We start from the raw sequence: 25,825 nt of genomic DNA on the forward strand, positions 1-25,825 counted from the left end.
GCGGTGCCCCCTGTGGAAGTGACGCTCACGAAGCTACTGACTTGGAGTGCACTCTAGGCAAGCACCACGCCCCCGGCCCGCCCCGGCGAGTCGTTAGAGTTCGGGGCATGGAGAGCTTGCGGATGATCGAGGACTGGCCGGTGCCGAACGCGGCGGCCGCGGTGGTACGGGCCGACGGGACGGTGCTCGGGACGGCCGGTCCGCAGCAGCACCTCTTCCCGCTGGCCTCGGTCACCAAGCTGCTGACCGCCTACACGGCGCTGGTCGCGGTCGAGGAGGGCGTCTTCGAGCTGGACGACCCGGCCGGCCCCGAGGGCTCCACCGTCCGTCACCTGCTGGCCCACACCTCCGGGCTGGCCTTCGACGAGCACCGGGTGATGGCCCCGCCCGGGGACCGCCGCCTCTACTCCAACGCGGGCTTCGACGTGCTGGCCGACACCCTGGCCAAGGCCTCCGGCATCGCCTTCGCCGACTACGCCGCCGAGGCGGTCTTCGCCCCGCTCGGCATGGTCTCCACCCTGGTCAACACCGCCCACCGCGCCCCGGCCGGCGCCGGCGGCCTCTCCACCGCGGCCGACCTGGCCCGGTTCGCGGCCGAGCTCCAGGCCCCCCGCCTGCTCGACCCCTCCACCGTGGCCGCCGCCACCCGCGAGATCGCCTTCCCCGGCCTGAGCGGCGTCCTCCCCGGCTTCGGCCACCGCCGCCCCAACGACTGGGGCCTCGGCTTCGAGATCCGCTCCGACAAGTCCCCGCACTGGACCGGCACCACCAACTCCCCCGCCACCTTCGGCCACTTCGGCCAGTCCGGCACCTTCCTCTGGGTCGACCCGACGGCCGGCCTGGCCTGCGTCGCCCTCACCGACCGCGACTTCGGCCCCTGGGCGGCCGAGGTCTGGCCGTCGCTCTCCGACGCGGTGCTGGCCGAGGCCGCGTGATTCGGGCCCGGGCCGCCCTGCTCGGCGGCGCCGGCCTGGCGGTGCTGACCGGCTGCACCCCGGGGGACCTTCCCCTCGTCGGGGTGGAGCCGGACGCCCGGGGCGCCCCGCTGGCCCTGCTGCGCAGCTGCGACGACCACGGCCGGGTCCGGCACCCGATGCTGTTCTCCATGGAGCCGGCGGCGGTCGCGACCGAGCACTACTGGCCGGACGACCGGTGGCTGGTCTGGAAGTCGACCGTCCCCCGGCCGAAGGCGGCGGACTTCCCGCTGTTCGCCCCACCCGCCGACTGGGCCGCCACCACCCACGGCCCGCAGTCCCTGGACCCCGGCCGGGTCTACCGGCTCGGCTTCAGCGATCCGGACGAGTCCTACGACTACAACGCCACGCTCACCTTCGACGCCGCCCGGATCGCGGCCCTGCGGCCCGGGCAGGTGCTGACGACCAAGGGGGCGGTGTCCCGGGAGGACTTCGACCGGGCCGCCCGGAAGGCCTGCTGACCGGGCGTCAGCCCGGGGTGCCCGGGACGACCAGGCCGGACTCGTAGGCGATCACCACCGCGTGGGTGCGGTTCTGCGCGCCGAGCTTGGTGAGCACGTTGCCGACGTGGGTCTTCACCGTCTCCTGGCTGACCCGGAGCGCCTCGGCGATCTCCGGGTTGGACAGGCCGGTGGCCATCTCCCGGAGCACCTCCTCCTCACGGACCGTCAGGGCGGCCCGCGGCAGCGCCTCGGCCGAGGCCAGCGGGCGCGGGGCGACCATCCGGCGCAGGGCGGCGGGGAACAGGATCGCCTCGCCCGCCGCCGCCACCCGGACCGCTTCGGCGATCTCCCGGACCGGGCGCCGCTTGAGCACGAAGCCGCTGGCCCCGGCGCTGAGCGCGGCGGTCACGTAGCCGTCGTTCTCGAAGGTGGTGATCACCACGACCTTCGGCGGGTCGGGGTGGGCGAGCAGTTCCCTGGTCGCCTCGATGCCGTTGCGGCGCGGCATCCGGACGTCCATCAGCACCACGTCCGGCCGCAGCCCCCGGGCCCGCTCCACCGCCTCGACGCCGTCCGCCGCCTCGCCGGTGACGGTCAGCCCGGGCTGCGCGGAGAGCAGCGTGCGCAGGCCTCCCCGGGTCACCTCGTCGTCGTCCGCGATCAGCAGCGAGATCGCCTCGCTCACGCCGGGACCCGCCCGGGCAGACTGACCGTCAGCCGCCACCGCCGGGGCCCGTCCGGGCCGGCCTCCAGCTCGCCGTGGAGCAGCCGCACCCGCTCGGCCAGGCCGCGCAGCCCGTGCCCGGAGGGCGGGAAGCCGCCGTGGCCGGTGCCGCCGGTGAGGTTCACCACACCGATCGCCAGCCCCTCCGTCCCGATCGCCACCCGGAGCTCGACCGGTCCGCCCGAACCGTGCCGCAGCGCGTTGGTCAGGCCCTCCTGGACGATCCGGTACGCCGCCCGGGAGAGCGCGCCGGGCAGCCGTTCGAAGTCCCCGGACAGCTCCGGCACCACCTCGACGCCCGCGTGCCGCAGCCGCTCCAGCAGCTCCGGCAGATCGGCCAGGGTGCGGACGGGCGCGGTGCCCGCTTCCTCCTCGCGCAGCACCCCGAGGACGTGGTCCAGGTCCTCCAAGGCCGCTCGGGCCGACTCCTCGATGGAGCGCAGCGCGGCCCGCGCCGCCGCCGGATCGGCGTCCAGCACCTCGCCCGCCACCGCCGCCTGGATGGTGGCCGCGGTCAGCGTGTGTCCGATCGAGTCGTGCAACTCCTGGGCCAGGCGGTTGCGTTCGGCCAGTGCCCGCTCCCGCTCCGCCGAGGCGGCCAGCTGCTCCGCCGCCGAGGGGCCCAACAGCCCTGGCGCGGACCACCGCAGAGCCCCCGTCACCAGCGTGCAGAGCCCGGCCGCGAGCAGCAGGCAGAGCACCCCGGCCGGCCAGGTCCACCAGCCGCTCACCGGCGGCGCCCAGCCGTAGAGGTCGATCTCGGCCTCACCGCCGAGCCAGGCCCCGGGCAGCGCGACCCCCATGAGCAGCAGCAGCCCACCGATCAGGGCCACCACCCAGCCCAGCGCCACGAGCAGCAGCAGCCACAGCGGGGTGCGCCAACGCCCGCCCCTGGCACCCGACTTGACCGGCGGTTGCACCGCCGCTCCCAGCACCCGCCGCGCCACCGAGGCCAGCACCCGCCGCACCCCCGGCACCACACCGCCGACGGCGACCAACGCCGCCCACAGCACCAGGGTCATCCCCCAGAGCACGGCCTCCGGAGCCGACTTCCAAGCCAGTCCCGGTATCAACGCGAACATCAACGGCACGGTGCTCAGCCCTGCGGCCAGTGCCGCCAGCAGTGCACCCGCGTACGTGGAGCCGCGCAGCAGCGGCCCGATTCCCTTGATCATGGGCGCCAGTATCTCCGGGTCCTCCGTGGGCGACCTCCCCCGATCGGGGGAGCGTCGGCTCAGCCGTAGCGGACCGGTGAGTGCATCTCCCAGAGCAGCAGCTCCGCGCCGTCCTCCCCCGCCGTGGGGTCGGCGAAGGCGTCGCCGGTGGCGCGGACGCTGTCGCCCGGCGCCATCGTCCGGCCGCCGCCCTGGGGGCCGGGGACGGTGCGGTAGCCGAGCGCACCCTTCGTCAGGTGGGCGTAGCGGTACGGGGCTTCGGGGAGTTCGGGGAGCGGCTCCCACGGGCCGGCGGTGACCAGCCAGAGGGCGGCGTCGGAGCGGAGCAGGCGCGGGGTGCCGGAAGAGGCGTCCCGTGGGAGGCCGGAGGCGAGGAGCGTCAACCCGGTGACCGAGGGGGTCACCCGGGCGAGGCCGTAGGAGGGGGCGGCGTCGAAGGTGTCGGGCTGCAGCCACATCTGGACGAAGCGGACGGGAGCCTCGGCGCCGCCGACGTTGCGTTCGGTGTGGGTGATGCCGGAGCCCGCGCTCTGCACCTGGACCGCCCCCGGGCGCACCACCCCCGCGTGCCCGTGGCCGTCGCGGTGGGCGAGTGCGCCGTCCAGGACCCAGGTGACGATCTCGGTGTCGCGGTGCTTGTGCTCCTCGTAGCCCGCCCCCGGCTCGATCAGCTCCTCGTTGACGGCGAGCAGCGCGCCGAAGGAGACGTTCTTCGGGTCGTAGTGCCCGGAGAAGGAGAAGGCGTGCCTGGTGGAGATCCCCGGCTCGGGCTCGGAGGCGTAGCGCTCGGCCGCGCGGCGGTGGTCGGCCCGGGGACGAGAGGATGCGGCGTCGGTCACCCGGCCCACGGTAGCCGGTGTGACCGGGGCCACCGCGTCGATCCGGCGGGGGCGGGTACGAGCCGCCCCGAAGGTGAGGCAGTCTTGTCCCTGTGCCATCCGCCTCAGCGAGTTCCGACAAGAAGCCAGCCCCCTCTACCGACCAGCCCGAGCAGCCGAGACCGCGCCGGGGCGGGCGGCTGACCGCTCAGGAGCGCAAGCTCGCCACCGAGCGGGCCGAGCTGCGGGCCGCCACCCTCAAGCGGCTGGAGAAGTCCTCCGGCAAGCTGGCCACCGCCGCCATCGCGCGGATGGACGACCAACTCGGCTGGTACCGGCGGATGCCGCCGGAGCACCGGTCCTGGATCGGCCTGGTGGCCCAGGCCGGCATCGCCGCCTTCACCGAGTGGTACCGGCACCCGGACGCCCCGCAGGCGATCTCCACCGACGTGTTCGGCACCGCCCCGCGCGAGCTGACCAGGGCCATCACGCTCCGTCAGACCGTGGAGCTGATCCGCACCACCATCGAGGTGATGGAGGAGGCGATCGAGGAGGTGGCCGCCCCGGGCGACGAGGCCGGGATGCGCGAGTCTGTGCTGGTCTACGCCCGCGAGATCGCCTTCGCCACCGCCCAGGTGTACGCCCAGGCGGCCGAGGCGCGTGGCGCCTGGGACGCCCGGCTGGAGGCCCTGGTGGTCAACTCCCTGCTCTCCGGGGACGCGGACGAGGGCGTGCTGTCCCGGGCGGCGGCGCTCGGCTGGGGCCAGCCGAGCCAGGTCCGGGTGGTGATGGGCTCGGCCCCGGACGGGGACAGCGAGTTGGTGGTGGAGGCGATCCGACGGGCCGCCAGGTACGCCAAACTCCAGGTGCTGACCGGGGTGTTGGGCAAGCGGCTGGTGGTGGTGGTCGGCGGCGACAAGGAGCCGGTGCACGCCGCCCGGGCTCTGATCGGCCAGTTCGCGCCCGGCCCGGTGGTGGTCGGCCCGACCGTCGGCGACCTGCTCTCGGCGACCCGCTCCGCGCACGCCGCGGCGGCGGGCCTGAAGGCCTGCGCGGCCTGGCCGGACGCCCCCCGTCCGGTGCTGGCCGACGACCTGCTGCCCGAGCGAGCGCTCGCGGGGGACCAGGCGGCCCGCCGCCAGCTGGTGGAGGAGATCTACACACCGCTGGACGAGGCCGGCTCGGCGCTGCTGGAGACGCTGAGCGTCTACCTGGAGCAGGCCTCCTCCCTGGAGGGCGCCGCCCGGATGCTCTTCGTTCACCCGAACACCGTGCGCTACCGGCTCCGTCGTGTGACCGATGTCACCGGCTATGCTCCCTCGGACGTGCGATCGGCCTTCACCCTGCGGATCGCGCTTGCCCTGGGCCGACTCGGCTCGGCAGCCGAACAGGATTGACGCCGCTGTAGGGACCCCACAATCCGGCGTCCTTTTATTCGTTACCGTCGCCTACCCGTCCCCGGGTGCCTGGCGAGAGAGGGTTGAACCGTGCTCGTAATCGTCGCCCCTGGGCAGGGTGCCCAGACCCCCGGATTCCTCACCCCCTGGCTCGAACTGGACGGCGCCGCCGACCGGTTGCGGGCCTGGTCCGACGTGGCCGGGCTCGACCTGGTCCGCTACGGGACCGAGGGCTCCGAGGAGGAGATCAAGGACACCGCCGTGGCCCAGCCGCTGCTGGTGGCCGCGGGCCTGCTCACCGCCACCGAGCTGTTCGGCGCCGTCACGGGCGGCCCGTACGCGGCCGTGGCCGGGCACAGCGTCGGCGAGATCACCGCGGCCGCGCTGGCCGGGGTGCTGAGCCCCGACGAGGCGCTGGTCTTCGTCCGCGAGCGCAGCCTGGCGATGGCCGAGGCCGCCGCCGCGACCCCGACCGGCATGACCGCGCTGCTCGGCGGCGACGCCGAGCTGGTCGCCGAGAAGCTGGCCTCGTTCGGCCTGACCGCGGCCAACAACAACGGCGGCGGCCAGCTGGTCGCGGCCGGCACGCTGGACCAGCTGGAGGCCCTGAGGGCCGACCCGCCGGCCGGCTCCCGGGTGATCCCGCTCAAGGTGGCCGGTGCCTTCCACACCGAGCACATGGCCCCGGGCGTGGAGCGGCTGTCCAAGCTGGCCCCCACCCTGACCGCCGCCGACCCGGCGGTCGCGTACGTGTCCAACAAGGACGGCGAGGTCGTGCAGGACGGCACCGAGGTGCTCGCCCGGCTGGTCTCGCAGGTGTCCAACCCGGTCCGCTGGGACCTCTGCATGGAGACCCTCCGCCAGCTCGGTGCCACCGCCGTCATCGAGCTCTCCCCGGCCGGCACCCTCACCAACCTGGTCAAGCGCAACGTCAAGGGTGTCGCGACGCTTGCCCTCAAGACTCCGGCCGACCTCGACAAGGCGCGCGCGCTGGTCGAGGAACACGGCGGGCAGGAGCTGGACGCATGACGACCCCTCAGATCCGCCCGGCCACCGGTGCGGCGTACTCCCGCATCCACGGCGTCGGCGGCTACCGCCCCGTCCGGGTCATCCCGAACGCCGAGGTCCTCAACTGGATCGAGTCCTCGGACGAGTGGATCCGCAGCCGCAGCGGCATCACCGAGCGCCGCTGGGCCGGCCCGGAGGAGACCGTCGCCGAGATGTCGGTGCAGGCCGCCGGCAAGGCGATCGCCCAGGCCGGGATCGCCCCGGAGCAGATCGGCGGCGTGATCGTGGCCACCGTCTCGCACCTCAAGCAGACCCCGGCCATCGCCACCGAGATCGCCGAGCGGCTCGGCTGCGGCACCGCCCCGGCCTTCGACATCTCGGCCGCCTGCGCCGGCTTCGGCTACGGCCTGAGCCTGGCCGACGGCATGGTGCGCGGCGGCAGCGCCGAGTACGTGCTGGTGATCGGCGTGGAGCGGCTCAGCGACCTGACCGACACCTCGGACCGCTCGACCGCCTTCATCTTCGGCGACGGCGCGGGCGCCGCGATCGTCGGCCCGTCCGAGACCCCCGGCATCGGCAAGGTGATCTGGGGTTCGGACGGTTCGCAGAAGGACGTCATCTCGCAGACCCAGGCCTGGGACACCGCCTTCGCCAAGGAGGACGCCGTCAACGGCGCGGGTGAGGAGATCAAGTGGCCCGCCCTGCGGATGGAGGGCCAGACCGTCTTCCGCTGGGCCGTCTGGGAGATGGCCAAGGTGGCCCAGCAGGCGCTGGACGCCGCCGGGATCACCGCCGACCAGCTCGGCGCGTTCATCCCGCACCAGGCCAACATGCGGATCACCGACGCGATGATCAAGGCCCTGAAGCTCCCCGAGAGCGTCCCGGTGGCCCGCGACATCGCCGAGACCGGCAACACCTCGGCGGCCTCCATCCCGCTGGCGATGGAGCGGATGCTGGAGAGCGGGGAGGCCCGTAGCGGCGACCTCGCGCTGATCATCGGCTTCGGGGCGGGTCTCGTGTACGCCGCCGCAGTCGTTACCCTCCCCTAGGCGCGGTCGTCCGACCCGCCATCAGAAATCGTGCGACGGCCCGCCGGGCGGTCGTGTTCAACACCGAAGAGGAGCAGCCAGAATGGCTACCAAGGAAGAGGTCCTGTCCGGTCTCGCCGAGATCGTCAACGAGATCGCCGGCATCCCGGCCGAGGACGTCGAGGTCGACAAGTCCTTCACCGATGACCTGGACGTCGACTCGCTCTCCATGGTCGAGGTCGTCGTGGCCGCCGAGGAGCGCTTCGACGTCAAGATCCCGGACGACGAGGTCAAGAACCTGAAGACCGTCGGCGACGCGGTGGACTACATCCTCGCCAACGCCGCCGCCTGATTGCCCGTCAGCGTCAGCTGACCGCCCGGGCGGCCGGGGTTCCCACCCCGGCCGCCCGGTCACCCCACCCCCCGGCAACGCCGCCACCTGCCACACGTGAGAGAAGAAGAACCAGTGACCGCTGAAAACCGCACCGTGGTCGTCACGGGTATCGGCGCCTTCACGCCGCTGGGCGGCGACGCCGCCTCGTTCTGGGAGGGCCTCACCTCCGGCCGCTCCGGCGTGGCCGCGCTGACCGAGGAGTGGGCCGCCGAGCTGCCGGTCCGGATCGCCGCACGCACCGCGATCGAGCCGGGCGAGATCCTCCCCCGGCCGCTGGCCCGCAAGCTGGACCGCTCGGCGCAGTTCGCGCTGATCGCGGCCCGCGAGGCGTGGGCCGACGCCGGCTTCACCACCTCCGCCACCGCCGAGGGCTCCGAGCTCGCGCCCGAGCGCCTGGGCGCGGTGATCGCCTCCGGCATCGGCGGCGTCACCACCCTGCTCGACCAGTACGACGTGCTGAAGCAGCAGGGCGTCCGCAAGGTCTCCCCGCACACCGTGCCGATGCTGATGCCCAACTCCCCGGCGGCCAACGTCGGCCTGGAGGTCGGCGCCCGCGCGGGTGTGCACACCCCCGTCTCCGCCTGCGCCTCCGGCGCCGAGGCGATCGGCTACGCGATCGAGATGATCCGCAACGGCCGCGCCGACGTCGTGGTGGCCGGCGGCACCGAGGCGGCGATCCACCCGCTGCCGATCGTCGCCTTCGCCAACATGATGGCGATGTCCAAGAACAACGACGCCCCGCAGCACGCCTCCCGCCCGTACGACAAGGGCCGGGACGGCTTCGTGCTCGGCGAGGGCGCCGGCGTGGTCGTGCTGGAGTCGGCCGAGCACGCCGCCCGCCGCGGCGCCCGGGTCTACTGCGAGGCCGTCGGCCAGGGCCTCTCCTCGGACGCCCACCACATCGCCCAGCCGGAGCCGACCGGCGCCGGCGTGGCCCGCGCCATCGCCGACCTGTTCGAGCACAACGAGCTGGACAAGGCCGAGGTCGTGCACGTCAACGCGCACGCCACCTCGACCCCGCAGGGCGACACCGCCGAGATCAAGGCGCTCCGCAAGGAGCTCGGCGAGCACCTCGACCACGTGGCCATCTCCGCCACCAAGTCGATGACCGGCCACCTGCTCGGCGGCGCCGGCGGCATCGAGACCGTCGCCACCGTGCTGGCCCTGTACCACCGCCTGGCCCCGCCGACCGTCAACGTCGACAACCTCGACGACGACATCGAGGCCGACATCGTCCGCGGCGAGCCCCGCGCCCTCCCCGAGGGCCGGATCGCCGCGCTGAACAACTCCTTCGGCTTCGGCGGCCACAACGTGGTGCTGGCCTTCCGCTCCGTCTGACGGATCGTCAGCGGCCCGCCCCGGGACTGCGGTTCCGGGGCGGGCCTTTTCCGCGTGCGGGTCCTCTTCGCGTGCGGGCGCGTTCGTAGGGGCGTGCGGGCCCGCAGCTGCTCAGACCACCTGGTGGAGCCAGCGGACCGGGGCGCCCTCGCCCGCGTAGCGGAAGGGCTCCAACTCGTCGTCCCAGGGCTTGCCGAGGAGCCGCGCGAGCTCGGCCTCCAGGTCGGTGCCCTCGCTCTTGGCCCGCAGCAGCACGGCGCGCAGCCGGTCCTCCGGGATCAGGATGTCGCCGTGGATGCCGGTCACGGCGTGGAAGATGCCGAGCGTCGGAGTGGAGCTGTACCGCTCGCCCTCGGCGGTGGAGCAGGGCTCACTGGTGACCTCGTAGCGGAGCAACTGCCAGCCCCGCAGGGCGGATGCCAGCTTCGAGGCGACGCCGGGCTCCCCCTGCCAGGAGAGCTCGGCCCGCCAGTGGCCGGGCGCGGCGGGCTGGCGGATCCAGTCGAGACCGATCCGCACCCCGAGCACACCCGACACCGCCCACTCGACGTGCGGGCACAGCGCGCGGGGCGCGGAGTGGACGTACAGGACTCCACGTGTCGTCACCGGGACCTCCAGGCTGTGGACGAGGGTCGCCTTCCCCAGCTACCTCGTGCCCGTCGCCGGTCTGCGCTGCTCTGGTCTGATGCGTAACTGTCTCGGTCGTACTGCCCCCGCCGTGCTCACCTTATTCGACATATAGGTAATTAAGTTGAGCAAAACGGACAGCTTTCAACCCAATGCTAGCCCGATCCGCACCGAGGTCTACCCCCGGCCGGGATCTCTCCCCCGAACGGCCCCATCCAAGAAGCCTCCACCGTAGCGCCGCTGACACCCCCGCAGTTGACGGTCCGTCGGATCGGCGGGGGTGCGCCGCCCGGGACGCGCCCGTAACCGAACCGCCCCCGACCCTGGCGCGGGTCGGGGGCGGTTCGGGGGCGACTCACAACTGCCGTGCGCTCTGCCGTGGTTCAGTGCTCCAGGCGGACGACCATCTTGCCGGTGTTGTCGCCGCGCAGCAGGCCGAGGAAGGCCTCGGCGGTGTTCTCCACGCCGTCCACCACGGTCTCGTCGTACTTCAGGGCGCCGTCGTTGAGCCAGCCGGCCACCTCGGCCAGGAAGCGGGGCTGGAGCGAGTCGTGGTCGCGCACCAGCATGCCCTGCAGCCGCAGCCGCTTGCCGATCGCCAGCGCGAGGTTGCGCGGCCCGGCCGGGGCGGAGGTGTCGTTGTACTGCGCGATGGCGCCGCACAGGGTGACCCGGCCGTGCAGGTTGAGCGCACCGATCGCGGCCTCCAGGTGGTCGCCGCCGACGTTGTCGAAGTACACGTCGATGCCGTCCGGGGCGGCGGCGGCGAGCTGCTCGCGGACCGGGCCCTCCTTGTAGTTGAAAGCGGCGTCGAAGCCGTAGCCGTCCAGCAGGGTGGCCACCTTGGCGGCCGAGCCGGCCGAGCCGATGACCCGCTTGGCACCCTTCAGCTTGGCGATCTGGCCGACCAGCGAGCCGACCGCGCCGGCCGCGCCGGAGACGAAGACGGTGTCGCCCGGCTTGAACGAGGCCACCTCCAGCAGGCCCGCGTACGCGGTCATGCCCGGCATGCCGAGCACGCCCAGGTAGTAGGAGAGCGGGGCCAGCGCGGCGTCCACCTTCACGGTGTGCCGGGCGTCGACGGTCGCGTACTCGCGCCAGCCCAGCCCGTGCAGCACCGCGTCGCCGACCTCGAAGCCCTCGGCGTTGGAGGCGACCACGTGGCCGACCGCGCCGCCGTCCAGGGCCTGGCCGATCTGGAAGGCCGGGATGTAGGACTTCACGTCGTTCATCCGGCCGCGCATGTACGGGTCGACCGACAGGTAGGCGTTGCGGACCAGGATCTCGCCCTCGGCGGGCTGCCGGACCGGCGCCTCGACCAGTGCGAAGTCGGAGGGCACCGGCCAGCCGTCGGGACGGGATGCCAGGTGCCACTCGCGGCCGGTGGCGGGCACGGTGGTGGTCGCGGCCTGCTCTGCCATGCTGCTGCTCCTCGAGGCTGAAAGGTTGACTAGGTAAAGCAATCGTGGGCATGAAAGGTTCATGTTGTCAAATGTTCAGGTAGACTCGTAGCCATGACCGAGCCCACTCACGGCACTCCGCCGCCCGCCGACGCGATCACCCGCGAGGTCGTGGACCTCATGGCCGGGCTGGTCGCGGTCTTCCACCGCGAGTACGAGGAGGCAGCCGCCGCCCGTTCGCTGACCGGCGCACAGGCCAAGGTGCTCGCGCTCCTGCGGCGCGGGCCGATGCCGATGCGCCACATCGCCCAGACCCTCAGCTGCGAGCCGTCCAACATCACCGGCATCGTGGACCGCCTGGAGGGCCGCGGCTTCGTCACCCGCGAGGCCGACCCGCAGGACCGCCGGGTCAAGCTGGTCGCCTCCACCGAGTCCGGCGACGTCGCCACCGAGGAACTGCGCGAGTCGCTCAACTTCGCCCGGGAGCCGCTGGCCGCCCTGGACGAGGAGGAGCGCACCCAGCTGCGCGACCTGCTCCGGCGGATGCTGGCGCACGCCGACGTCGACCAGGCCTGACCCGACGCGGCCGCCCGGGCCGCCCTGACCAGGAGCGACGCCCCCTCTCCACCAGGGGGGGCGATTGCTCCTGCACGAATCATCCTTGTTAGATTGCGCTCTCCGTGTAACCGACCGCCTCGCCAGACCGTCTATCCGGTGAGAGACCACCGACCATCCCGACGGTTCCCCCGCCGAGCGGCCGCAGCAGAGAGCGCCTGAGCCAACCATGACCGACGCCCAGACCAGGCCCGCCCCTGCCCCCGCCCACCGGGCACCCCGCTCCCGCCGGGCCCGACTGGCCCGGGTCGCCGGAGCCACGGCCGCCGTGATGGTACTCGGAGTGGTGGGCACCGGCGCCTGGTTCTACCAGCGCCTCGACGACAACATCACCACCTTCGACGCGGCCGGCATCGCCACCAGCCGGCCTCCCGTCGCCACCCCCGCCGAGGTCGGCGGCGGCGTCCCGGTCAACGTCCTGCTGCTCGGCTCCGACACCCGCAACGACGGCAACGGCGACCTCGGCGGCGGCGACGAGGGCGTCGGCCACTCCGACACCGCGATGCTGCTGCACGTCTACGGCGACCGGCGGCACGCCGTCGCGGTCTCCATACCGCGCGACACCCTGGTCACCGTCCCGCCGTGCCTGCTCCCCGATGGCAAGTGGACCACCAAGCGCACCAACCAGATGTTCAACTCGGCCTTCACCGTGGGTGGTTCGGAGAGGGGCAACCCGGCCTGCAGCCAGAACACCGTCGAGGCGCTCACCGGCCTGCGGGTCGACCACACCATCGTGGTGGACTTCAAGGGCTTCGCCGCGATGACCCAGGCGGTGAACGGGGTCGACGTCTGCGTGCCGAACGCGGTCAACTCCTACGGCATAAAGCTCGCCAAGGGCCGCCAGACCGTCTCCGGCCAGCTCGCCCTCGACTACGTCCGGGCCCGGCACGGCTTCGGCGACGGCTCCGACATCGGCCGGATCAAGCGGCAGCAGGCCTTCCTCTCCTCCCTCATCAAGAAGGTCCAGGACCAGGGCTTCAACCTCACCACCCTGCTCCCGCTGGCCGACGCCGCCAGCCGCTCCCTGACCGTCGACCCCGGCCTCGGCACCCCGATGAAGCTGGTCGACTTCGCGCAGTCGCTGCGCGACATCAAGCTCTCCGACATAGAGTTCGTCACCGTCCCCTGGGAGTACAAGGGCGACCGGGTCGCCCTGGTCCAGCCCGACACCGGGCGCCTCTTCGACCTCCTGCGCCAGGACCACACCCTCGACGGCCGCTCCACCGGCTACGCCCCCACCGCCGCCGCCAGCCCCACGCCGTCCGTCCCGGCCGTCTCCACCCCGCTGACGATCATCAACGCCAGCCACTCCCCCGAGGCCGCCACCAAGGCCGAAGCCGACCTCAAGGCCGCCGGCTGGACCACCCTCACCATCGGCCCCACCCCCACCACCTCCCGCCGCACCACGGTCATCGGCTACCCCGCGACCCCGGTCAGCCTCACCGAGGCCGAACGCCTCGCCCAGCTCTACCCCGACGCCGAACTCCGCCCCGACCCGTCCCTCGAAACCCTCACCCTCACCCTCGGCCGCGACCAGGCCCCCGACCCCACCACCACCCCGTCGGCCACCGCCTCCCCCACGGCCACCCCCACCGGCATCCCCTCCGGCATCACCGACAACACCCGCACCGCCGACGCCGACCTCTGCTCCAACCTCACCTACGGCGACGGCGGCTGACGGTCCGTCGGGGGCTCAGCGCACCCAGGCCTTCAGCGGCTCGGTGTCCAGCACGATCCCCACGGGAGCGGGCAGCTCCACCTCGGTACCGAACGGGACCACGCCGAGCTGGGTGTAGCGGCTGCCGTCGGGGCGGCTGTGCACGGTGACCTGGCAGGAGTCACGGTCGATCAGCAGGTAGACCGGAATGCGGGTCTCGGCGTACGCCCGGGGCTTCTCCACCCGGCCCCGCTGGTCGGTGTCGGAGTCGTAGGAGGTCACCTCGACGGTCATCAGCACGTCGCCGGCGTCCGCCCACTCGCCCTGGCCGGTGAACGCGTCGGCCGAGGCGAGTGCGCCGTCCGGCCCGGCGTGGCCCGCTCGACAGCCCTGGATCTTCAGACCCTGGTCGTGCAGCCAGGGATCCGGCCTGCTCTGCAGGCAGATCCGCATGAGCCACTGGATGATCCGGCCGTGGTCCCCGTCAGGCACCGGCTTGGCCCTCAGCTTTCCGTCGATCAGCTCCAGCCGCACGCCCTCCGTCGTCCGGGCGACCATGCGGGCCACCTCCTCGAACTCCTCAGGCAGCAGCCGCGGGCGGTCCGAGATCGCGGTCATGTCCTGCCTCCTCCGAGGCCGAGCGGATGATGCTGCCTCCGACGGTAGTCGCGCTTCTCCGAGGCAATCCGGCGGGCGCGGTTGTTCATACCGGGTCAGGGAAGCCGGTGACCACGACGGTGACGCGGGTGCCCCGTGGGAAGCGGCCGGTGGTGGCGCGGCGGTGGACGGCCCGGAGGGTCTTGGCCACGTAGCGGAGCTCGGGGCGCAGGCCGTGTCGCTGCTCGAACTCATCCGCGAAGGAAGCGAGTTCGGCCGGGACGCGGCCGTAGCCGCCGCCGTGGTGGGTGTGGTCGATGCTCCAGTTGGTGAACTGCCTTCCGTAGGCGGCCTGGTGGAGGGTGCGGACTTCGTCCTCCAGGTAGCCCTCGCCGCGCAGAACGGCGACGCCGAGGGCGCGGGCGCCGTCCGGCAGGCCGGCCGCGATGCCCGCGAGGGTGCCGCCGGTGCCGACCGGGCAGACGAGGAGGTCGGCCGGCCCGAGGTCGGTGAGCTCGCCCGGGATCGCGGCGGCGCCCCGCACCGCGAGCGCGTTGGAGCCCCCCTCGGGCAGCACCAGCCAGCCGTCGCCCGGGGACTGACGGTCGGTCAGCAGGCGGCGGTAGTCGGCGCGGGAGACGAAGCGCAGCTCCATCCCGTCCGCCTCCGCCGCCCGCAACGACCAGTTCCGCGGCGCCCGTTCCAGCTCCTCGCCGCGCACCACGCCGATGCTCGCCAGCCCGAGCGCCCGCGCCGCGGCGGCCACCGCCCGCAGGTGGGTGGAGTACGCCCCGCCGTACGTCAGCAGCCCGTGCGCGCCGGTCTCCACCGCATGCGCCAGGTTCGGCGCGAGCTTGCGCCACTTGTTGCCCGGCACGGTCGGGTGCGCCAGGTCGTCACGCTTGAGCCGCAGCTCGACCCCGGCCCGGGCGAAGTCCGGGTCGTCCAGCACCTGGAGCGGGGTCGGCAGGTCGGCGGGCAGCAGCATCCGCCCAGCGTACGCGGCTGGTCAGGGGCGGTTCAGGGGCGGTTCAGCAGCCAGTGCGGCCCGACCGTCCAGCCGAGCAGCCGCCGGGCGCGCCCGCGCTCCGCCGTGCCGTCCTCGCCGAACCGTCCGCCGGCGGCGGTCAGCACCAGGCCGGCCACCGCCGGTGCGAGCCGGGCCGGATGGTCGGCCGTGATCCGGTCGATCACGGCGTCCCGGGCCTGCGGGGTGCAGAGGGAGAGGTGGAAGACCAGCTGCCGCCAGGCGAAGGCGGCGTTCTTCACCGTGGCCAGCGGGCGCGGCTGGCGCTCGGCCAGGGCGACCAGCTGACGGGCGGTGACGTACGCGCGCCAGGCCAGCACGTCCCAGGCCTCGCCCGGGGTCACGGAGAGCGGGCCCGCCAGCGTGGCCAGGTTGTGGGTGGTGAGGATCTGGGCCTGCTCGATCACCGTGCCGTTGGCGGCCACCGACCCGCCCGCCCGGCCCTCCTTGCCGGCCCGGGTGGCGCAGAGCTTGGAGAAGCCGGCCGAGACGACGGTGCGGCGGTGTCCGCGCTCCTGCTCGGGCAGGGCGCGCACGGCGGCGTAGTCGATGCCGAAGTACCGCTCGTAGAGCGTGCCTTGGAGCAGCCCGCCGGCGATCCTGGCGGCCTCCAGGTACTTCGGGGTGAAGGTCCCCATGAAGATGTCCGCCGCGAGCTCCTCCACGAACGGAGTGCCCGGGGCGGCCCGCCGGGCCAGTGCGGCCAGCTCGCTCACCAGCGGGTTCGGCAGGATGGTGCCCGGGAACGTGGTGACCGCCAGGGCCGCCAGGCGCCGCAGCGTGGCGAGTTCGGCCGCGCCCTCCCCCGCCGTGCGGTGCGGCCCGACCGCCTGGACCCAGGGGAGTTCACCGGCCCGCACCTGGTGCTGGTGGTCGAGCAGCAGCAGCGAGCGCCGTCCGGCGAAGGCCCGGTGGTGGGCGGCGGCCAGCGCGCCGAGGGTGCGGTCCGGGTAGGCGGTGGCCTCGGCCGCGGCGGCCAACTGCGGTGCCAGCTCGGCCAGTACCTCCGCCGAGGGCACCAGGCCGCGCTCGACCAGGGTCTCCACGGGTGCGCTGGTGGCGGCCAGCACCGGCCGGCGCAGCACCTCCGGCAGGGCCGTACCGGCCGGGACGCCGTCCGCCTCGCCCTCCGCCGCGGCGGTCAGCACCGCCTCCGGACCGGCCAGCCCCTCCTCCTGCGGCAGCGCGGCGAGCCGCCCGGCCAGCAGCCCGGCGAGCTGGTGGTGCGAGGGCAGCGCGGCCTGGCCGGTCTGGATCCGGCGCAGCTCGCGGTGCCGCTCCGAGCCGGGCAGGCCCCGGCACGCCACCATCGAGGTGACCGCGAGTCGCAGCAGCCCGGCCTGACGCGGCGGCAACTCCTCACCGCCGACGCTGATTTCGAGCGCGGTGCGGAGGGCACCGAGGTTCTCGCGCGGGTTCCGGTGCTTCCCGCAGAGCGGGTGTGCGGCGGCCAAGGTCCGGTAGCGGAGCAGGAGTTCGGCCCCGCGCGCCTGCCACTCGGGCCCCGGGTCGCCGGCGAGCACGCCGCTCGGCCCGGTCGCCTCCAGCCAGTGCGAGAGCAGCTCGTCGGAGAGCGGCAGCCAGACCGTCAGCGCCTCCCGCTGGGTCTCCACCGCCCGGTTCGGGCCGCGGCCGACCAGCGCCGCCACCGCGTCGGACACCGTCCGCAGGTGGACGGCGTCCGGCTCGGCTCCCGACACCTCCCCGGCCGGCGGGGTGAACCGCAGCCGGTGCGCGAACGGGGCCAGCACGCCCACCAGTTGGACCGCCGCCCGCTGCTCCCCGGCCCGGACCAGCCAGGCCACCGTGAGCAGCGCGGCCTCCTCCGGCACGGTCACCCGGTAGCGGCCGCCGTCCAGCAACTCCCAGAGCCGGACCAGCCCGGCCTCGGTGAGCGAGTGCGCGAACAGTTCGGCGCGGTCCGACGGAATGCCCGCCACCCGGCAGGCCGCCACCTCGTACGGCTGGAGCGGCCCCTCGGCGGCGGCCCGGCCGGTGGCGAACCCACCGCGCAGCACCTCGGGCGTGACCCAGGCCGGCAGCCCGGCCACCGGCGTACGGCTGCCGATCCGCAGGCTGCCGTCCTTCATCCCGGCCAGCGTGGCACGCCAGCGGTCCAGACGGCCCTCGGCCCGCTCGCGGGTAGCGGCGTCCGGGTGCGAGAGCGCGGTGACGAAGGCCCGGGCCAACTGCCCGTGCGCGTAGCCGGCGGAGACGGTGACGGTGCCCGTGAGGCGCTGCTGATCAGCGTTCTTGTCCATGGCCGACGTGGCGGGTCCCGCCCCCGCGCCCTCCGGATCTCAAGTCCGGCGCTCTGACTGCTGAGCTACACGTCGCTGGCCCGCAACGCTACGCAGCACCCCGGCGCCCGGACAACGCCTTTTCGATCCCGCCGAACCGCCGGCCGTCACCCTCAGAACCCGGTGCAGACCGCCGAGGCGAAGGGGCCGTTGGCCGTGGCAGTCTTCGGGGTCTCGCCGTCCACGGTGACGGAGCAGGTGGCCGAGCCACCGCCGGCGCCCGTGGTGACGGTCAGCGAACCGCCCTTGACGAAGCCCTTGGTGTCGACCTCCTTGCGCCACGGCAGGTTCGCCGCGCTCTCCGTGTTGCTGGAGAGGTTGCTGTCGTTCCAGGTCGAGTAGGTGATGGTGGAGCCCTTGGCATCGCCGGTGACCTCGTACGTCACCTTGACGGTCTTGTTGACCTCCTTGTCGATCTCGTTGCCCACCATCGCCACCACGGCGACACAGCCACCGCAGAGCAGGATGACCACACCCAGCACCACCCAGGGCCACTTGCGGCGCTTCTTCGGCGGCGGATAGCCCGGTGGAGCCTGCTGGTAGCCGTACGGCGGGGGCGGGGGCGCCCCGTACGGCTGGGCGGGCTGGGCGTACGGCTGCTGCTGCCCGTACTGCTGCGTCTGCGGTGGAGGCGGCGGGCCCCACTGGGCTCCTGGCTGCGGCTGACCGGGCTGACCGGGCTGCGGCTGACCGGGCTGGCCCGTCGGGGAGTCCCCGGGCCCCGGATTCGGCTGACTGTCGCTCATGGGTGCGATGTTCCAAGGCGGTTGGACTCCCCGCATCTCCGCCGAGCCCCCGGGGGTACGGGGCATCGCGACCGATCGGGTGAAATTCGGGCCGGGTGGGGCCCGGTGGGGGTGGGCTGGGCCTAGAGTTCTGGGAGGCTGCCTCGCGCGAGGGGTTCCGGTGTGGTCACGGGGCGCGGAGAGGTGAGTGGGGCGGGTGGGACTCGAACCCACGACCAAGGGATTATGAGTCCCCTGCTCTAACCGGCTGAGCTACCGCCCCGGTTCGCCGTGCCGTTCGCCGTGGTGGCGGGGCAGCAGCAGACGGCCCGTCAGGGCCGTCATCCGCAGCATAGCCGGTCACTTCGGCGCGGTGCTCGCCGGGGGTGCATCCGGGTGTGCGGGTGCACGAGACCCCGTCCGGGTGATCCGGCGTGGCAGGGGGTGCGGCGTCCGCGAAGACTGGAGGCCGGTGATCGGCCAGGTCCGAGGGCGGTGGTGGCGGGTGCGCGGCGCGTGGGTGGCCGGGGTGGTGGCGTTGGGGCTGGTGGCGGTCGGCTGCGGGAGCACGGCGGGCGGCGGGCCGTCAGCGGCGTCCGGCAGTGCGAGTCGGAGTCCGCTGACGGCGGCTCAGGCGAGTTCGGCGGCGGCCGCGCACGGCTGGTCCAAGGACCGGATCAAGGCCGCCATCGCCAAGCACGCCGGCACCACGCGGACGGCCAAGCCCTCCCCCCTCAACGCCCTGGTCGGCGCGGTGTTCACCCACAACTCGGACGGCGACCACTTCTGCACCGCCAGCGTGGTGGACAGCGCCGGGCTGAACCTGATCGCGACCGCCGCGCACTGCGTCTACGACCCCAGGGTCGGCCAGCGCGGCGACCTGGTCTTCGTACCGGGCTACCGGGAGGGCGACACCCCGAGCGGGGTCTGGCAGCTGGCCTCGATCACGGTGGACCAGGCCTGGGCGGACAGCGCCGACCCGGACGTGGACGTGGCCTTCGCGGTGGTGCTGCCGCAGAACGGCCAGCAGGTCCAACAGGTGCTCGGTGCGAACAAGTTGGGGACCAACCGGGGCTACGTGCTGCCGGTCAAGGTGACCGGCTACCCGAGCAGCGGCGAGGTGCCGATCACCTGCGCCAACCAGACCGCCCAGCAGAGCGCGACCCAGCTGCGGATCGACTGCCCCGACTACACCGGTGGCACCAGCGGCAGCCCCTGGGTCACCGACTTCGACCCGCAGACCCGGACGGGCACGGTGGTCGGCGTGATCGGCGGCTACCAGGAGGGCGGGGACACCCCGGACACCTCGTACAGCAGCTACTTCGGGGACCGGGTGCAGGCGCTGTACGCCCGCGCGACGGGCTGAGGCCCGCCGGCCGCCCGCCCACGGACGGGGCTGGCGCGGCGGCGGGCCCGGCTGGTAGACCTGGCAGCAGTCGATCTTCACGACCCCCGTGGATCACCGGCAGCCGAGGACGGACCCCGATGGCGCGTGTACGCCGACCTGCCCCGGCCTCCGCCACCGGTCGCGCAGCGCGCCTCACGGCGACCGCCACGGCCGTCCTGACCTCGATGCTGGCCGTCGGCTGCGTCCCGGGCGCCGCCGCCCCGGGCGGCCACGACGGCGCCCCGTCCGCCCACGCCGCCCCGGCGGGCGCCTCGGCGGACCGGATCGGCACCCTGTTCGCCGGCGGCCCGGACGGTGACCGGGGCTGCACCGCCAGCGTGGTGAGCAGCCCGTCCCGGAGCCTGCTGGTGACGGCCGCGCACTGCGTTGAGAGCCCGCTCTTCGGCCGCCGGGACGATCTGGTGTTCGCCCCCGGCTTCCGCAACGGGGCGCTGCCGCACGGCAGTTGGCCGGTGGAGCAGGTGACGCTGGCGCCGGCCTGGTCGGAGCAGGCCGACCCGGAGTACGACGTGGCGTTCCTCACCGTCGGCGAGGTCGGCGGCCGGCGGATCGAGGACGTGCTCGGCGGCTTCCCGCTCGGCACCGACCGGGGCTTCGGGCTGGCGGTCACCGTCACCGGCTACCCGATGGACGCCGAGGAGCCGATCACCTGCAGCAACCGGACCGGCGAGCAGAGCCCCACCCAGGAGAGCTTCGACTGCCACGGCTACACCGACGGCACCAGCGGCAGCCCCTGGCTCACCGAGGCCGGGGAGGTGGTCGGCGTGGTCGGCGGCTACCAGGAGGGCGGGGCCACCGAGCGGACCTCGTACAGCATCACCTTCGACCACCGGGTGTCCGAGCTCTACCGGCGGGCGACCAGCGCGGCCTGAGCCGGGCTACGGCCCGCGCCGGACCCGGGAAACACGAAGGCCCCTCGGATGTCCGAAGGGCCCTCGCTCTGCGCATCTCACCGTGACTACCGGTGAAGCTCCCCCAATTGGACTCGAACCAATAACCTGCCGATTAACAGTCGGCTGCTCTGCCAATTGAGCTATGGGGGACTGCAGTTGGGTACGGAACGGCCTGACGACCCTTCCGGGCTCCCCCAATTGGACTCGAACCAATAACCTGCCGATTAACAGTCGGCTGCTCTGCCAATTGAGCTATGGGGGACCGAGCTCCCGCCTCGCTCCGGAAGGATCTTCCGGTCCGCGGCGTCGGCTGCGGGTCATACATTAGCGCACTCAGGGGGGTGGTCCGCCAATCGCTTTCCCCGGGGAGGTACGCGGGGCTCCGATCGCCGTCCGTTCGGCGTGCCCGGTGGGCAGGGGCGGGGGCCTGCGGGGATGCTGGTCCCACGGTTCGCCGCGGGGCGGGGCGGGTAGGGCAACGCGGCAGGGTCCGCAAGGAAGGGTGGAGACCGGTCATGTGGAAGCTGACGTTCGTGGTGGGAGTAGGGGTCGGTTACGTCCTCGGTTCGAAGGCCGGCCGGGAGCGGTACGAGCAGCTGGCGGGAGCGGCCCGGCAGGTCGCGCAGAACCCCAAGGTGCAGGACGTGGCGGGCAAGGCCCGGCAGCAGGCCGGAGCGGTGGCCGGGAAGGCCGCCGGCGCCGTCGCCGGCCGGGTCGGCGACCACCTGCCGAACGCGATCACCGACCGGGTTCCGTACCTGAGCGGCAGCCGTGCGGCGGGGCAGGACGACAGCTGGGGCACCTACCGCCCCTAGAGCCCGTCCGACACGCACGGCCCGGCACGCACCGGCCGCACCGCCCGCATCACCGGCGGTCCCGGAGGAGTCCGCTCCGCGTGCCGAACGGGCAACACTTCGGGTGGGCGGCGGTGTAAGGCTGCCGGGCTGAGGCATGATCTCGACATGGCCATCGTCGCGGGCATCGACAGCTCCACCACTCGCACCCGGATCGTCGCGTGCGACGCCGAGACCGGCGCCGTGCTGCGCGACGGCAAGGCGCCGCACCCGACGCCCGAGGGCAGCGACCCCCGGGCCACCGAGATCGATCCCCAGCTCTGGCTGCACTCGCTCGGCGAGGCGGCCACCGGCGGCCTGCTGGAGGGCGTCCGGGCGATCGGCGTCTCCGCCCAGCAGCACGGCCTGATCGGCCTGGACGCGGGCGGCGTGCTGGTGCGGCCGGCGCTGCTCTGGAACGACCCCCGGTCCGCCGGGGCCGCCGCGCAGCTGATCGACGCGCTCGGCGGCCCCGAGGCCTGGGTGCGGGCGATCGGCTCCGTCCCGGCGCCGACCTACACGGTGGCCAAGCTGCGCTGGCTGGCCGAGCACGAGCCGGCCTCGGCCAAGCGGATCGCCGAGGTGCTGCTGCCGCACGACTGGCTGGTCTGGCAGCTGCTCGGCCACCCCAAGCGCCGCACCACCGACCGGGGCGACGCCTCCGGCACCGGCTACTGGTCCCCCGTCAGCGGCGAGTACCGGCAGGACCTGATCGAGCTGGCGCTCGGTCACCAGCTGCGCGTGCCGGACGTGTTGGGCCCGGCCGAGCCCGCCGGGCACACCCCCGAGGGCCTGCTGATCTCGGCCGGCACCGGCGACAACATGGCCGCCGCGCTCGGCCTCGGCCTCCAGCCCGGCGACGCCGTGGTCTCGCTCGGCGGCAACGGGACCATCTTCGCGGTGCACGACCAGGCCGTGGTGGACGTCACGGGCGCGGTCTCCTCCTTCGCCGACGCCACCGGCCGCCACCTGCCGATGGTCGGCACCCTGAACGCGGCCCAGGTGCTGCGCTCCACCGCCGGCCTGCTCGGCACCGACCTCACCGGCCTGAGCGAGCTGGCCCTGCGGTCCACCGCCGGCTCCTACGGGCTGGTCCTGCTGCCCTACCTGGACGGCGAGCGCACCCCGAAGCTCCCCGCCGCGGCCGGCACCCTGACCGGCCTGCGGGCCGAGTCGATGGCCCCGCAGCATCTGGCCCGGGCGGCCGTCGAGGGCATGCTCTGCAACGTGGCCGACGCCCTGGACGTGCTGCGCGGGCACGGGGTGGAGCTGCGCCGGATCTTCCTGCTCGGCGCGGTCGGCCGCCTCCCCGCCGTCAAGGAGATCGCACCGCTGCTCTTCGGCCTGCCCGTGGTGATACCGGCCGCCGGTGACCACGCCGCCCGGGGCGCCGCCCGCCAGGCCGCCTGGGCCCTGGCCGGCACCTCCGAGCCGCCGGAGTGGGAGCTTCCCGACGCCGTCACACTGGTCGCCGACCACGAGCACGACCTCGCCGTCGGCAACGCGGTCCGCCAGCAGTACCGCACCATCCGCGACCAGATCCACCCGGAGCTGGCCGAGGACTGAGCGGCCGTCAGGGCCGTCGGCGGCGACCGCACCGCCGTCGACCCGCTGTCAGGCCTCCACCGGGGCGGAGACCTCGCCGGTGCGGCGGAGCTTCTGCCAGCGCAGGCGGCCGCCGGTCACCGCGGTGATCGCCGACTGCAGCAGGACGATGTACATCAGCTGCCGGTACACCAGCTGCTGGGTCGGCAGGCTGATCAGGTGCCAGGGCTTCTCGCGGTCGAGCTTGAAGGCGTACCAGGAGAGCACGGCCTGGATGCCCAGGAAGCCGGCGAAGCTGGTGATGGTCGTCGCCGCGTCCGCGAACAGCACGCCGTAGATCAGGAAGATGTCGACCAGTGGCGCCAGCAGCGGGGCGACCACGCCGAACATCACGACCAGCGGCAGGCCCCGGCGGCCGAACCGCCCGGCCGGCCCCTTGGCGGTGACGGCTCGGCGGTGCTTCCACATCGCCTGCATCGAGCCGTAGCTCCACCGGTACCGCTGGGACCAGAGCTGCTGGATGCTCGCGGGGGCCTCGGTCCAGGCGCGGGCGCGCTCGGCGTAGACCACCCGCCAGCCCTCGCACAGCACCGCCATGGTGATGTCGGTGTCCTCGGCGAGGGTGTCGTCGCTCATCCCGCCGACCGCGTCCAGGGCCTCCTTGCGGAAGGCGCCGACCGCGCCGGGGATGGTCGGGATGATGCCGAGCATGTCGTACATCCGGCGGTCCAGGTTGTGGCCGAGGACGTACTCGATGTGCTGCCAGGAGCCGATCAGGGTGTCCCGGTTGCCGACCTTGGCGTTGCCCGAGACCGCGCCGATCGAGGGGTCCGCGAAGGGCTGGACCAACTCGCGCACCGTGGAGGGCTCGAAGACGGTGTCGCCGTCCATCATCACGACGATGTCGTGCGAGGCGGCCGCGATGCCGGCGTTCAGCGCGCTGGGCTTGCCGCCGTTGACCTTGCGGATCAGGCGGACGAACGGCATCGCCATCTCCTCCACGATGTCCGCGGTGCCGTCCGAGGAGCCGTCGTCGATGACGATGACCTCGATCGGGTAGTCGCTCGCGGCCAGCGAGTTGAGGGTGTGGGCGATGCACTCGCGCTCGTTGTACGCGGGCACCAGGACGGTGACCGGGCGGGTGACGGGCTCGCCCCAGAGGTCCTGCCGCTTGGAACGGCGGGCGTGGATCGGGGCCAGCACCAGCATCAGGGCGAACCGGCCGAAGTTCAGGAAGCCGACCACGGCGAGCAGCGCGATGAGCGTCGGCAGGGTGTGCACGGCCAGCTGGGTGGCCCAGACGTAGCCCTTGCCCGCCCACAGCCGGAAGCCGGTCACCGGCGTGGTGGCGCTGGACGCGCCGAGCGCCTCGGAGATGGTGGTGAAGCGGTAGCCGTCGGCCTTCAGCTTGTCGATCAGGATGCCGAGCGCCTCGACGGTCTGGGAGCGGTCACCGCCGGAGTCGTGCAGCAGGATCAGCTCGCCGGCGCCGGGCGTCGTGGGCATCGCCTCCTTGACGATGGCGTCCACCCCCGGCCGCTTCCAGTCGTCGGTGTCGTGGTCGATGAAGGCGGTGACGTAGCCCCGGGCGCCCAGGTACTTGATCACCGGGTAGGTCCAGTCGTCGAGTGCCGCCGAGTTGGACGAGTACGGCGGGCGGAACAGCGAGCTGTGCACCCCCGCCGCCCCGGCCAGGGCCAGCTGGGTCTGGGCCATCTCCCAGGTGATCCGGGCGTGCGACTGGAAGGCGAAGTCCGGGTGGGTGAAGCTGTGCAGCCCGATCTCGTGCCCCTCGTCCACGATCCGGCGGATCAGCTCCGGATGACGGGCCGTCATGCCGCCGGTCACGAAGAAGTCCGCACGCACGCCACGGGACTCCAGCACGTCCAGGACCTTCGGGGTCCACTCCTCGTCCGGGCCGTCGTCGAAGCTCAGCACCACGGTGCGGTCCGGGATGCGGTAGCTCACCGGGTCGTCGTTGTGCTCACCGCGCGCGTCGATGACCGGGCCGCCCTTGAGCAGCTCCTCCGGCACGGTCTCCTTGTCGGCCGAGTCGGCGACCCGGGCGTCGTGGAACACCTCGTTGGTGGCCAGGCCGCGCAGCACGAGCAGCGCGAGCAGGCATGCCAGCAGGGAGAGCGGCATGAAGAAGCGCAGTGGTGGCGCGGCCAGTCGGCGCGGCCTGCGCGAAGACTGCCGGCGGCGCTGGTGGCGGGACAATGGTGCTCCTGGAGATGGGCGGTGCTGCGGTTCAGGGGTGCTTCGTCGACCGGGCGGACGGCGTGACGCCGTGCGGTGCACCGGTGGTGCCGGTCGTTCCGGTCGGCTTCGCCGTCTGCTTGCCCGCGGGGGTCGCGGGGCGCGAGGGCGCCTTGGAGGTCGACGTCGACGGCTTCGGCGACGGGGTGGGTGACGGCGCGGGGGTGGGCGTCGTCACGGGTTCGACCGGCTGAGCCGCCGGCTGAGCGGGTATCCCCATCGCCGGGGCGTCGGCCTGGATGCCGACCATGGTGCCGGCCATGACGACCGCGAGGATCGCGCCGACCACCGAGACGGGCCAGCCGAGACCGCGCAGCAACCGGCCTCGCCGACCCGACTGGGAGACGAACACCGGTGCGGGGTCGACCTCTTCGAGGTTCGACGAGGGTACGTCGGGCTGCGACGGCCGGATTGATTCGCCTTCGACGGGGGTGACGACTGGGCGCACCTTGCCACGCCTTTCAGTGCAGGGTACGTAGACCACCGGAGCCTAAGGCGAACGCTAGTGCAACCCTCAGAGCGAATTGGCCGCGATGGGGCGATTTGACCTGTTCCGAGAGGGGGCTGTAACCGGATCGCAATGCCCGCCGACGTGTTCGAGCGGGCCCTTCGTACCCCGTTAGGATGTGGCCTCCCACCC

General features: G+C 73.3%; 24 protein-coding genes and 4 tRNA genes. 13 read left to right on the top strand and 15 right to left on the bottom strand.

The features are described from left to right. The first annotated feature begins 107 nt into the window (after window positions 1-107). Both ACZ6ZR_RS22565 and ACZ6ZR_RS22570 read left to right on the top strand, forming a co-directional pair. The gene (locus ACZ6ZR_RS22565) at window positions 108-935 is read left to right on the top strand and encodes a serine hydrolase domain-containing protein (RefSeq protein ID WP_465644956.1); all 828 of its coding nucleotides are present in this window, start codon (window positions 108-110) and stop codon (window positions 933-935) included. After that, window positions 932-1,435: a hypothetical protein gene (locus ACZ6ZR_RS22570; RefSeq protein WP_465644958.1), complete on the top strand. Its 504-nt coding sequence runs from the start codon at window positions 932-934 to the stop codon at window positions 1,433-1,435. The genes ACZ6ZR_RS22565 and ACZ6ZR_RS22570 overlap by 4 nt, the downstream gene beginning before the upstream one ends. A gap of 7 nt (window positions 1,436-1,442) precedes the next feature. Here ACZ6ZR_RS22570 and ACZ6ZR_RS22575 read toward each other — a convergent pair whose 3' ends face one another. The 3 genes from ACZ6ZR_RS22575 to ACZ6ZR_RS22585 are packed head-to-tail and all read right to left on the bottom strand — an operon-like array spanning window position 1,443 to window position 4,155. Next, window positions 1,443-2,102, bottom strand: a complete 660-nt coding sequence (locus ACZ6ZR_RS22575; protein ID WP_465644960.1) for a response regulator transcription factor — start codon at window positions 2,100-2,102, stop codon at window positions 1,443-1,445. Continuing rightward, window positions 2,099-3,316 (bottom strand): sensor histidine kinase, encoded by a 1,218-nt coding sequence (locus ACZ6ZR_RS22580; protein WP_465644962.1) that lies wholly within the window; start codon window positions 3,314-3,316, stop codon window positions 2,099-2,101. The genes ACZ6ZR_RS22575 and ACZ6ZR_RS22580 overlap by 4 nt, the downstream gene beginning before the upstream one ends. A 59-nt stretch (window positions 3,317-3,375) precedes the next feature. Then, the gene (locus tag ACZ6ZR_RS22585; RefSeq protein ID WP_465644964.1) at window positions 3,376-4,155 is read right to left on the bottom strand and encodes a pirin family protein; all 780 of its coding nucleotides are present in this window, start codon (window positions 4,153-4,155) and stop codon (window positions 3,376-3,378) included. Between the two features lie 179 nt (window positions 4,156-4,334). On the opposite strand from ACZ6ZR_RS22585, the gene ACZ6ZR_RS22590 reads away from it, so the two are divergent. The 5 genes from ACZ6ZR_RS22590 (at window position 4,335) to ACZ6ZR_RS22610 (ending at window position 9,299) form a co-directional block, all read left to right on the top strand. Beyond that, window positions 4,335-5,531 (top strand): PucR family transcriptional regulator, encoded by a 1,197-nt coding sequence (locus ACZ6ZR_RS22590; RefSeq protein WP_465645058.1) that lies wholly within the window; start codon window positions 4,335-4,337, stop codon window positions 5,529-5,531. Between the two features lie 90 nt (window positions 5,532-5,621). Then, window positions 5,622-6,560 carry an ACP S-malonyltransferase gene (locus ACZ6ZR_RS22595; protein WP_465644966.1) on the top strand — a complete coding sequence of 313 codons (939 nt, stop codon included), beginning with the start codon at window positions 5,622-5,624 and terminating at the stop codon, window positions 6,558-6,560. Then, window positions 6,557-7,588, top strand: a complete 1,032-nt coding sequence (locus ACZ6ZR_RS22600) for a beta-ketoacyl-ACP synthase III (RefSeq protein ID WP_465644968.1) — start codon at window positions 6,557-6,559, stop codon at window positions 7,586-7,588. The genes ACZ6ZR_RS22595 and ACZ6ZR_RS22600 overlap by 4 nt, the downstream gene beginning before the upstream one ends. A gap of 82 nt (window positions 7,589-7,670) precedes the next feature. Next, the gene (locus ACZ6ZR_RS22605; RefSeq protein WP_465644970.1) at window positions 7,671-7,919 is read left to right on the top strand and encodes an acyl carrier protein; all 249 of its coding nucleotides are present in this window, start codon (window positions 7,671-7,673) and stop codon (window positions 7,917-7,919) included. A 114-nt stretch (window positions 7,920-8,033) separates the two neighbouring features. Next, window positions 8,034-9,299, top strand: a complete 1,266-nt coding sequence (locus tag ACZ6ZR_RS22610; protein WP_465644972.1) for a beta-ketoacyl-[acyl-carrier-protein] synthase family protein — start codon at window positions 8,034-8,036, stop codon at window positions 9,297-9,299. A gap of 111 nt (window positions 9,300-9,410) precedes the next feature. Here the strand turns inward: ACZ6ZR_RS22610 and ACZ6ZR_RS22615 are convergent, their stop codons facing one another. Both ACZ6ZR_RS22615 and ACZ6ZR_RS22620 read right to left on the bottom strand, forming a co-directional pair. Then, entirely contained in the window at window positions 9,411-9,905 is a 495-nt protein-coding gene (locus ACZ6ZR_RS22615; RefSeq protein ID WP_465644974.1) for a DUF3145 domain-containing protein, read from the bottom strand. 404 nt (window positions 9,906-10,309) lie between these two features. Then, window positions 10,310-11,347 carry an NADP-dependent oxidoreductase gene (locus ACZ6ZR_RS22620; protein WP_465644976.1) on the bottom strand — a complete coding sequence of 346 codons (1,038 nt, stop codon included), beginning with the start codon at window positions 11,345-11,347 and terminating at the stop codon, window positions 10,310-10,312. A 93-nt stretch (window positions 11,348-11,440) separates the two neighbouring features. On the opposite strand from ACZ6ZR_RS22620, the gene ACZ6ZR_RS22625 reads away from it, so the two are divergent. Together ACZ6ZR_RS22625 and ACZ6ZR_RS22630 are read left to right on the top strand one after the other, a co-directional pair. Continuing rightward, window positions 11,441-11,902 (top strand): MarR family winged helix-turn-helix transcriptional regulator, encoded by a 462-nt coding sequence (locus tag ACZ6ZR_RS22625; RefSeq protein ID WP_465644978.1) that lies wholly within the window; start codon window positions 11,441-11,443, stop codon window positions 11,900-11,902. Window positions 11,903-12,110: 208 nt separating this feature from the next. Continuing rightward, the gene (locus ACZ6ZR_RS22630; RefSeq protein WP_465644980.1) at window positions 12,111-13,619 is read left to right on the top strand and encodes an LCP family protein; all 1,509 of its coding nucleotides are present in this window, start codon (window positions 12,111-12,113) and stop codon (window positions 13,617-13,619) included. A 15-nt stretch (window positions 13,620-13,634) separates the two neighbouring features. Here the strand turns inward: ACZ6ZR_RS22630 and ACZ6ZR_RS22635 are convergent, their stop codons facing one another. From ACZ6ZR_RS22635 to ACZ6ZR_RS22660, 6 genes are all read right to left on the bottom strand, one after another. Beyond that, window positions 13,635-14,216: a Uma2 family endonuclease gene (locus tag ACZ6ZR_RS22635; protein WP_465644982.1), complete on the bottom strand. Its 582-nt coding sequence runs from the start codon at window positions 14,214-14,216 to the stop codon at window positions 13,635-13,637. A gap of 85 nt (window positions 14,217-14,301) precedes the next feature. Next, the gene (locus tag ACZ6ZR_RS22640; protein ID WP_465644984.1) at window positions 14,302-15,183 is read right to left on the bottom strand and encodes a 1-aminocyclopropane-1-carboxylate deaminase/D-cysteine desulfhydrase; all 882 of its coding nucleotides are present in this window, start codon (window positions 15,181-15,183) and stop codon (window positions 14,302-14,304) included. A 32-nt stretch (window positions 15,184-15,215) separates the two neighbouring features. Further along, window positions 15,216-17,483, bottom strand: coding sequence for a hypothetical protein (locus ACZ6ZR_RS22645; RefSeq protein ID WP_465644986.1), 2,268 nt, complete (start codon window positions 17,481-17,483; stop codon window positions 15,216-15,218). Next, window positions 17,483-17,558: transfer RNA gene (locus tag ACZ6ZR_RS22650), tRNA-Ser, on the bottom strand. The genes ACZ6ZR_RS22645 and ACZ6ZR_RS22650 overlap by 1 nt, the downstream gene beginning before the upstream one ends. Window positions 17,559-17,635: 77 nt before the next feature. Continuing rightward, on the bottom strand, window positions 17,636-18,268 hold the full coding sequence (locus tag ACZ6ZR_RS22655; RefSeq protein WP_465644987.1) for a hypothetical protein: 633 nt from the start codon (window positions 18,266-18,268) through the stop codon (window positions 17,636-17,638). 188 nt (window positions 18,269-18,456) lie between these two features. Continuing rightward, window positions 18,457-18,530: transfer RNA gene (locus ACZ6ZR_RS22660), tRNA-Ile, on the bottom strand. A 222-nt stretch (window positions 18,531-18,752) separates the two neighbouring features. Here ACZ6ZR_RS22660 and ACZ6ZR_RS22665 point away from each other — a divergent pair. Both ACZ6ZR_RS22665 and ACZ6ZR_RS22670 read left to right on the top strand, forming a co-directional pair. Then, window positions 18,753-19,613 (top strand): trypsin-like serine peptidase, encoded by an 861-nt coding sequence (locus ACZ6ZR_RS22665; protein WP_465644989.1) that lies wholly within the window; start codon window positions 18,753-18,755, stop codon window positions 19,611-19,613. A 119-nt stretch (window positions 19,614-19,732) separates the two neighbouring features. Continuing rightward, the gene (locus ACZ6ZR_RS22670) at window positions 19,733-20,527 is read left to right on the top strand and encodes a trypsin-like serine peptidase (RefSeq protein WP_465644991.1); all 795 of its coding nucleotides are present in this window, start codon (window positions 19,733-19,735) and stop codon (window positions 20,525-20,527) included. Between the two features lie 98 nt (window positions 20,528-20,625). On the opposite strand, the gene ACZ6ZR_RS22675 is transcribed toward ACZ6ZR_RS22670, so the two are convergent. Beyond that, a tRNA-Asn gene (locus ACZ6ZR_RS22675) sits at window positions 20,626-20,698 on the bottom strand. A gap of 39 nt (window positions 20,699-20,737) precedes the next feature. After that, window positions 20,738-20,810 (bottom strand) — tRNA-Asn (locus ACZ6ZR_RS22680). A gap of 253 nt (window positions 20,811-21,063) precedes the next feature. On the opposite strand from ACZ6ZR_RS22680, the gene ACZ6ZR_RS22685 reads away from it, so the two are divergent. Together ACZ6ZR_RS22685 and ACZ6ZR_RS22690 are read left to right on the top strand one after the other, a co-directional pair. Beyond that, window positions 21,064-21,363, top strand: coding sequence for a hypothetical protein (locus ACZ6ZR_RS22685; protein WP_345287736.1), 300 nt, complete (start codon window positions 21,064-21,066; stop codon window positions 21,361-21,363). Window positions 21,364-21,510: 147 nt separating this feature from the next. Next, entirely contained in the window at window positions 21,511-22,947 is a 1,437-nt protein-coding gene (locus ACZ6ZR_RS22690) for an FGGY family carbohydrate kinase (RefSeq protein WP_465644994.1), read from the top strand. Between the two features lie 48 nt (window positions 22,948-22,995). On the opposite strand, the gene ACZ6ZR_RS22695 is transcribed toward ACZ6ZR_RS22690, so the two are convergent. After that, window positions 22,996-25,146 carry a bifunctional polysaccharide deacetylase/glycosyltransferase family 2 protein gene (locus ACZ6ZR_RS22695; RefSeq protein ID WP_465644996.1) on the bottom strand — a complete coding sequence of 717 codons (2,151 nt, stop codon included), beginning with the start codon at window positions 25,144-25,146 and terminating at the stop codon, window positions 22,996-22,998. Window positions 25,147-25,177: 31 nt separating this feature from the next. After that, a complete protein-coding gene (locus ACZ6ZR_RS22700; RefSeq protein ID WP_465644998.1) occupies window positions 25,178-25,633 on the bottom strand; it encodes a hypothetical protein in 456 nt (151 codons plus the stop codon). Window positions 25,634-25,825 lie beyond the last annotated feature (192 nt).

Source organism: Kitasatospora sp. NPDC088742 (assembly GCF_055584905.1).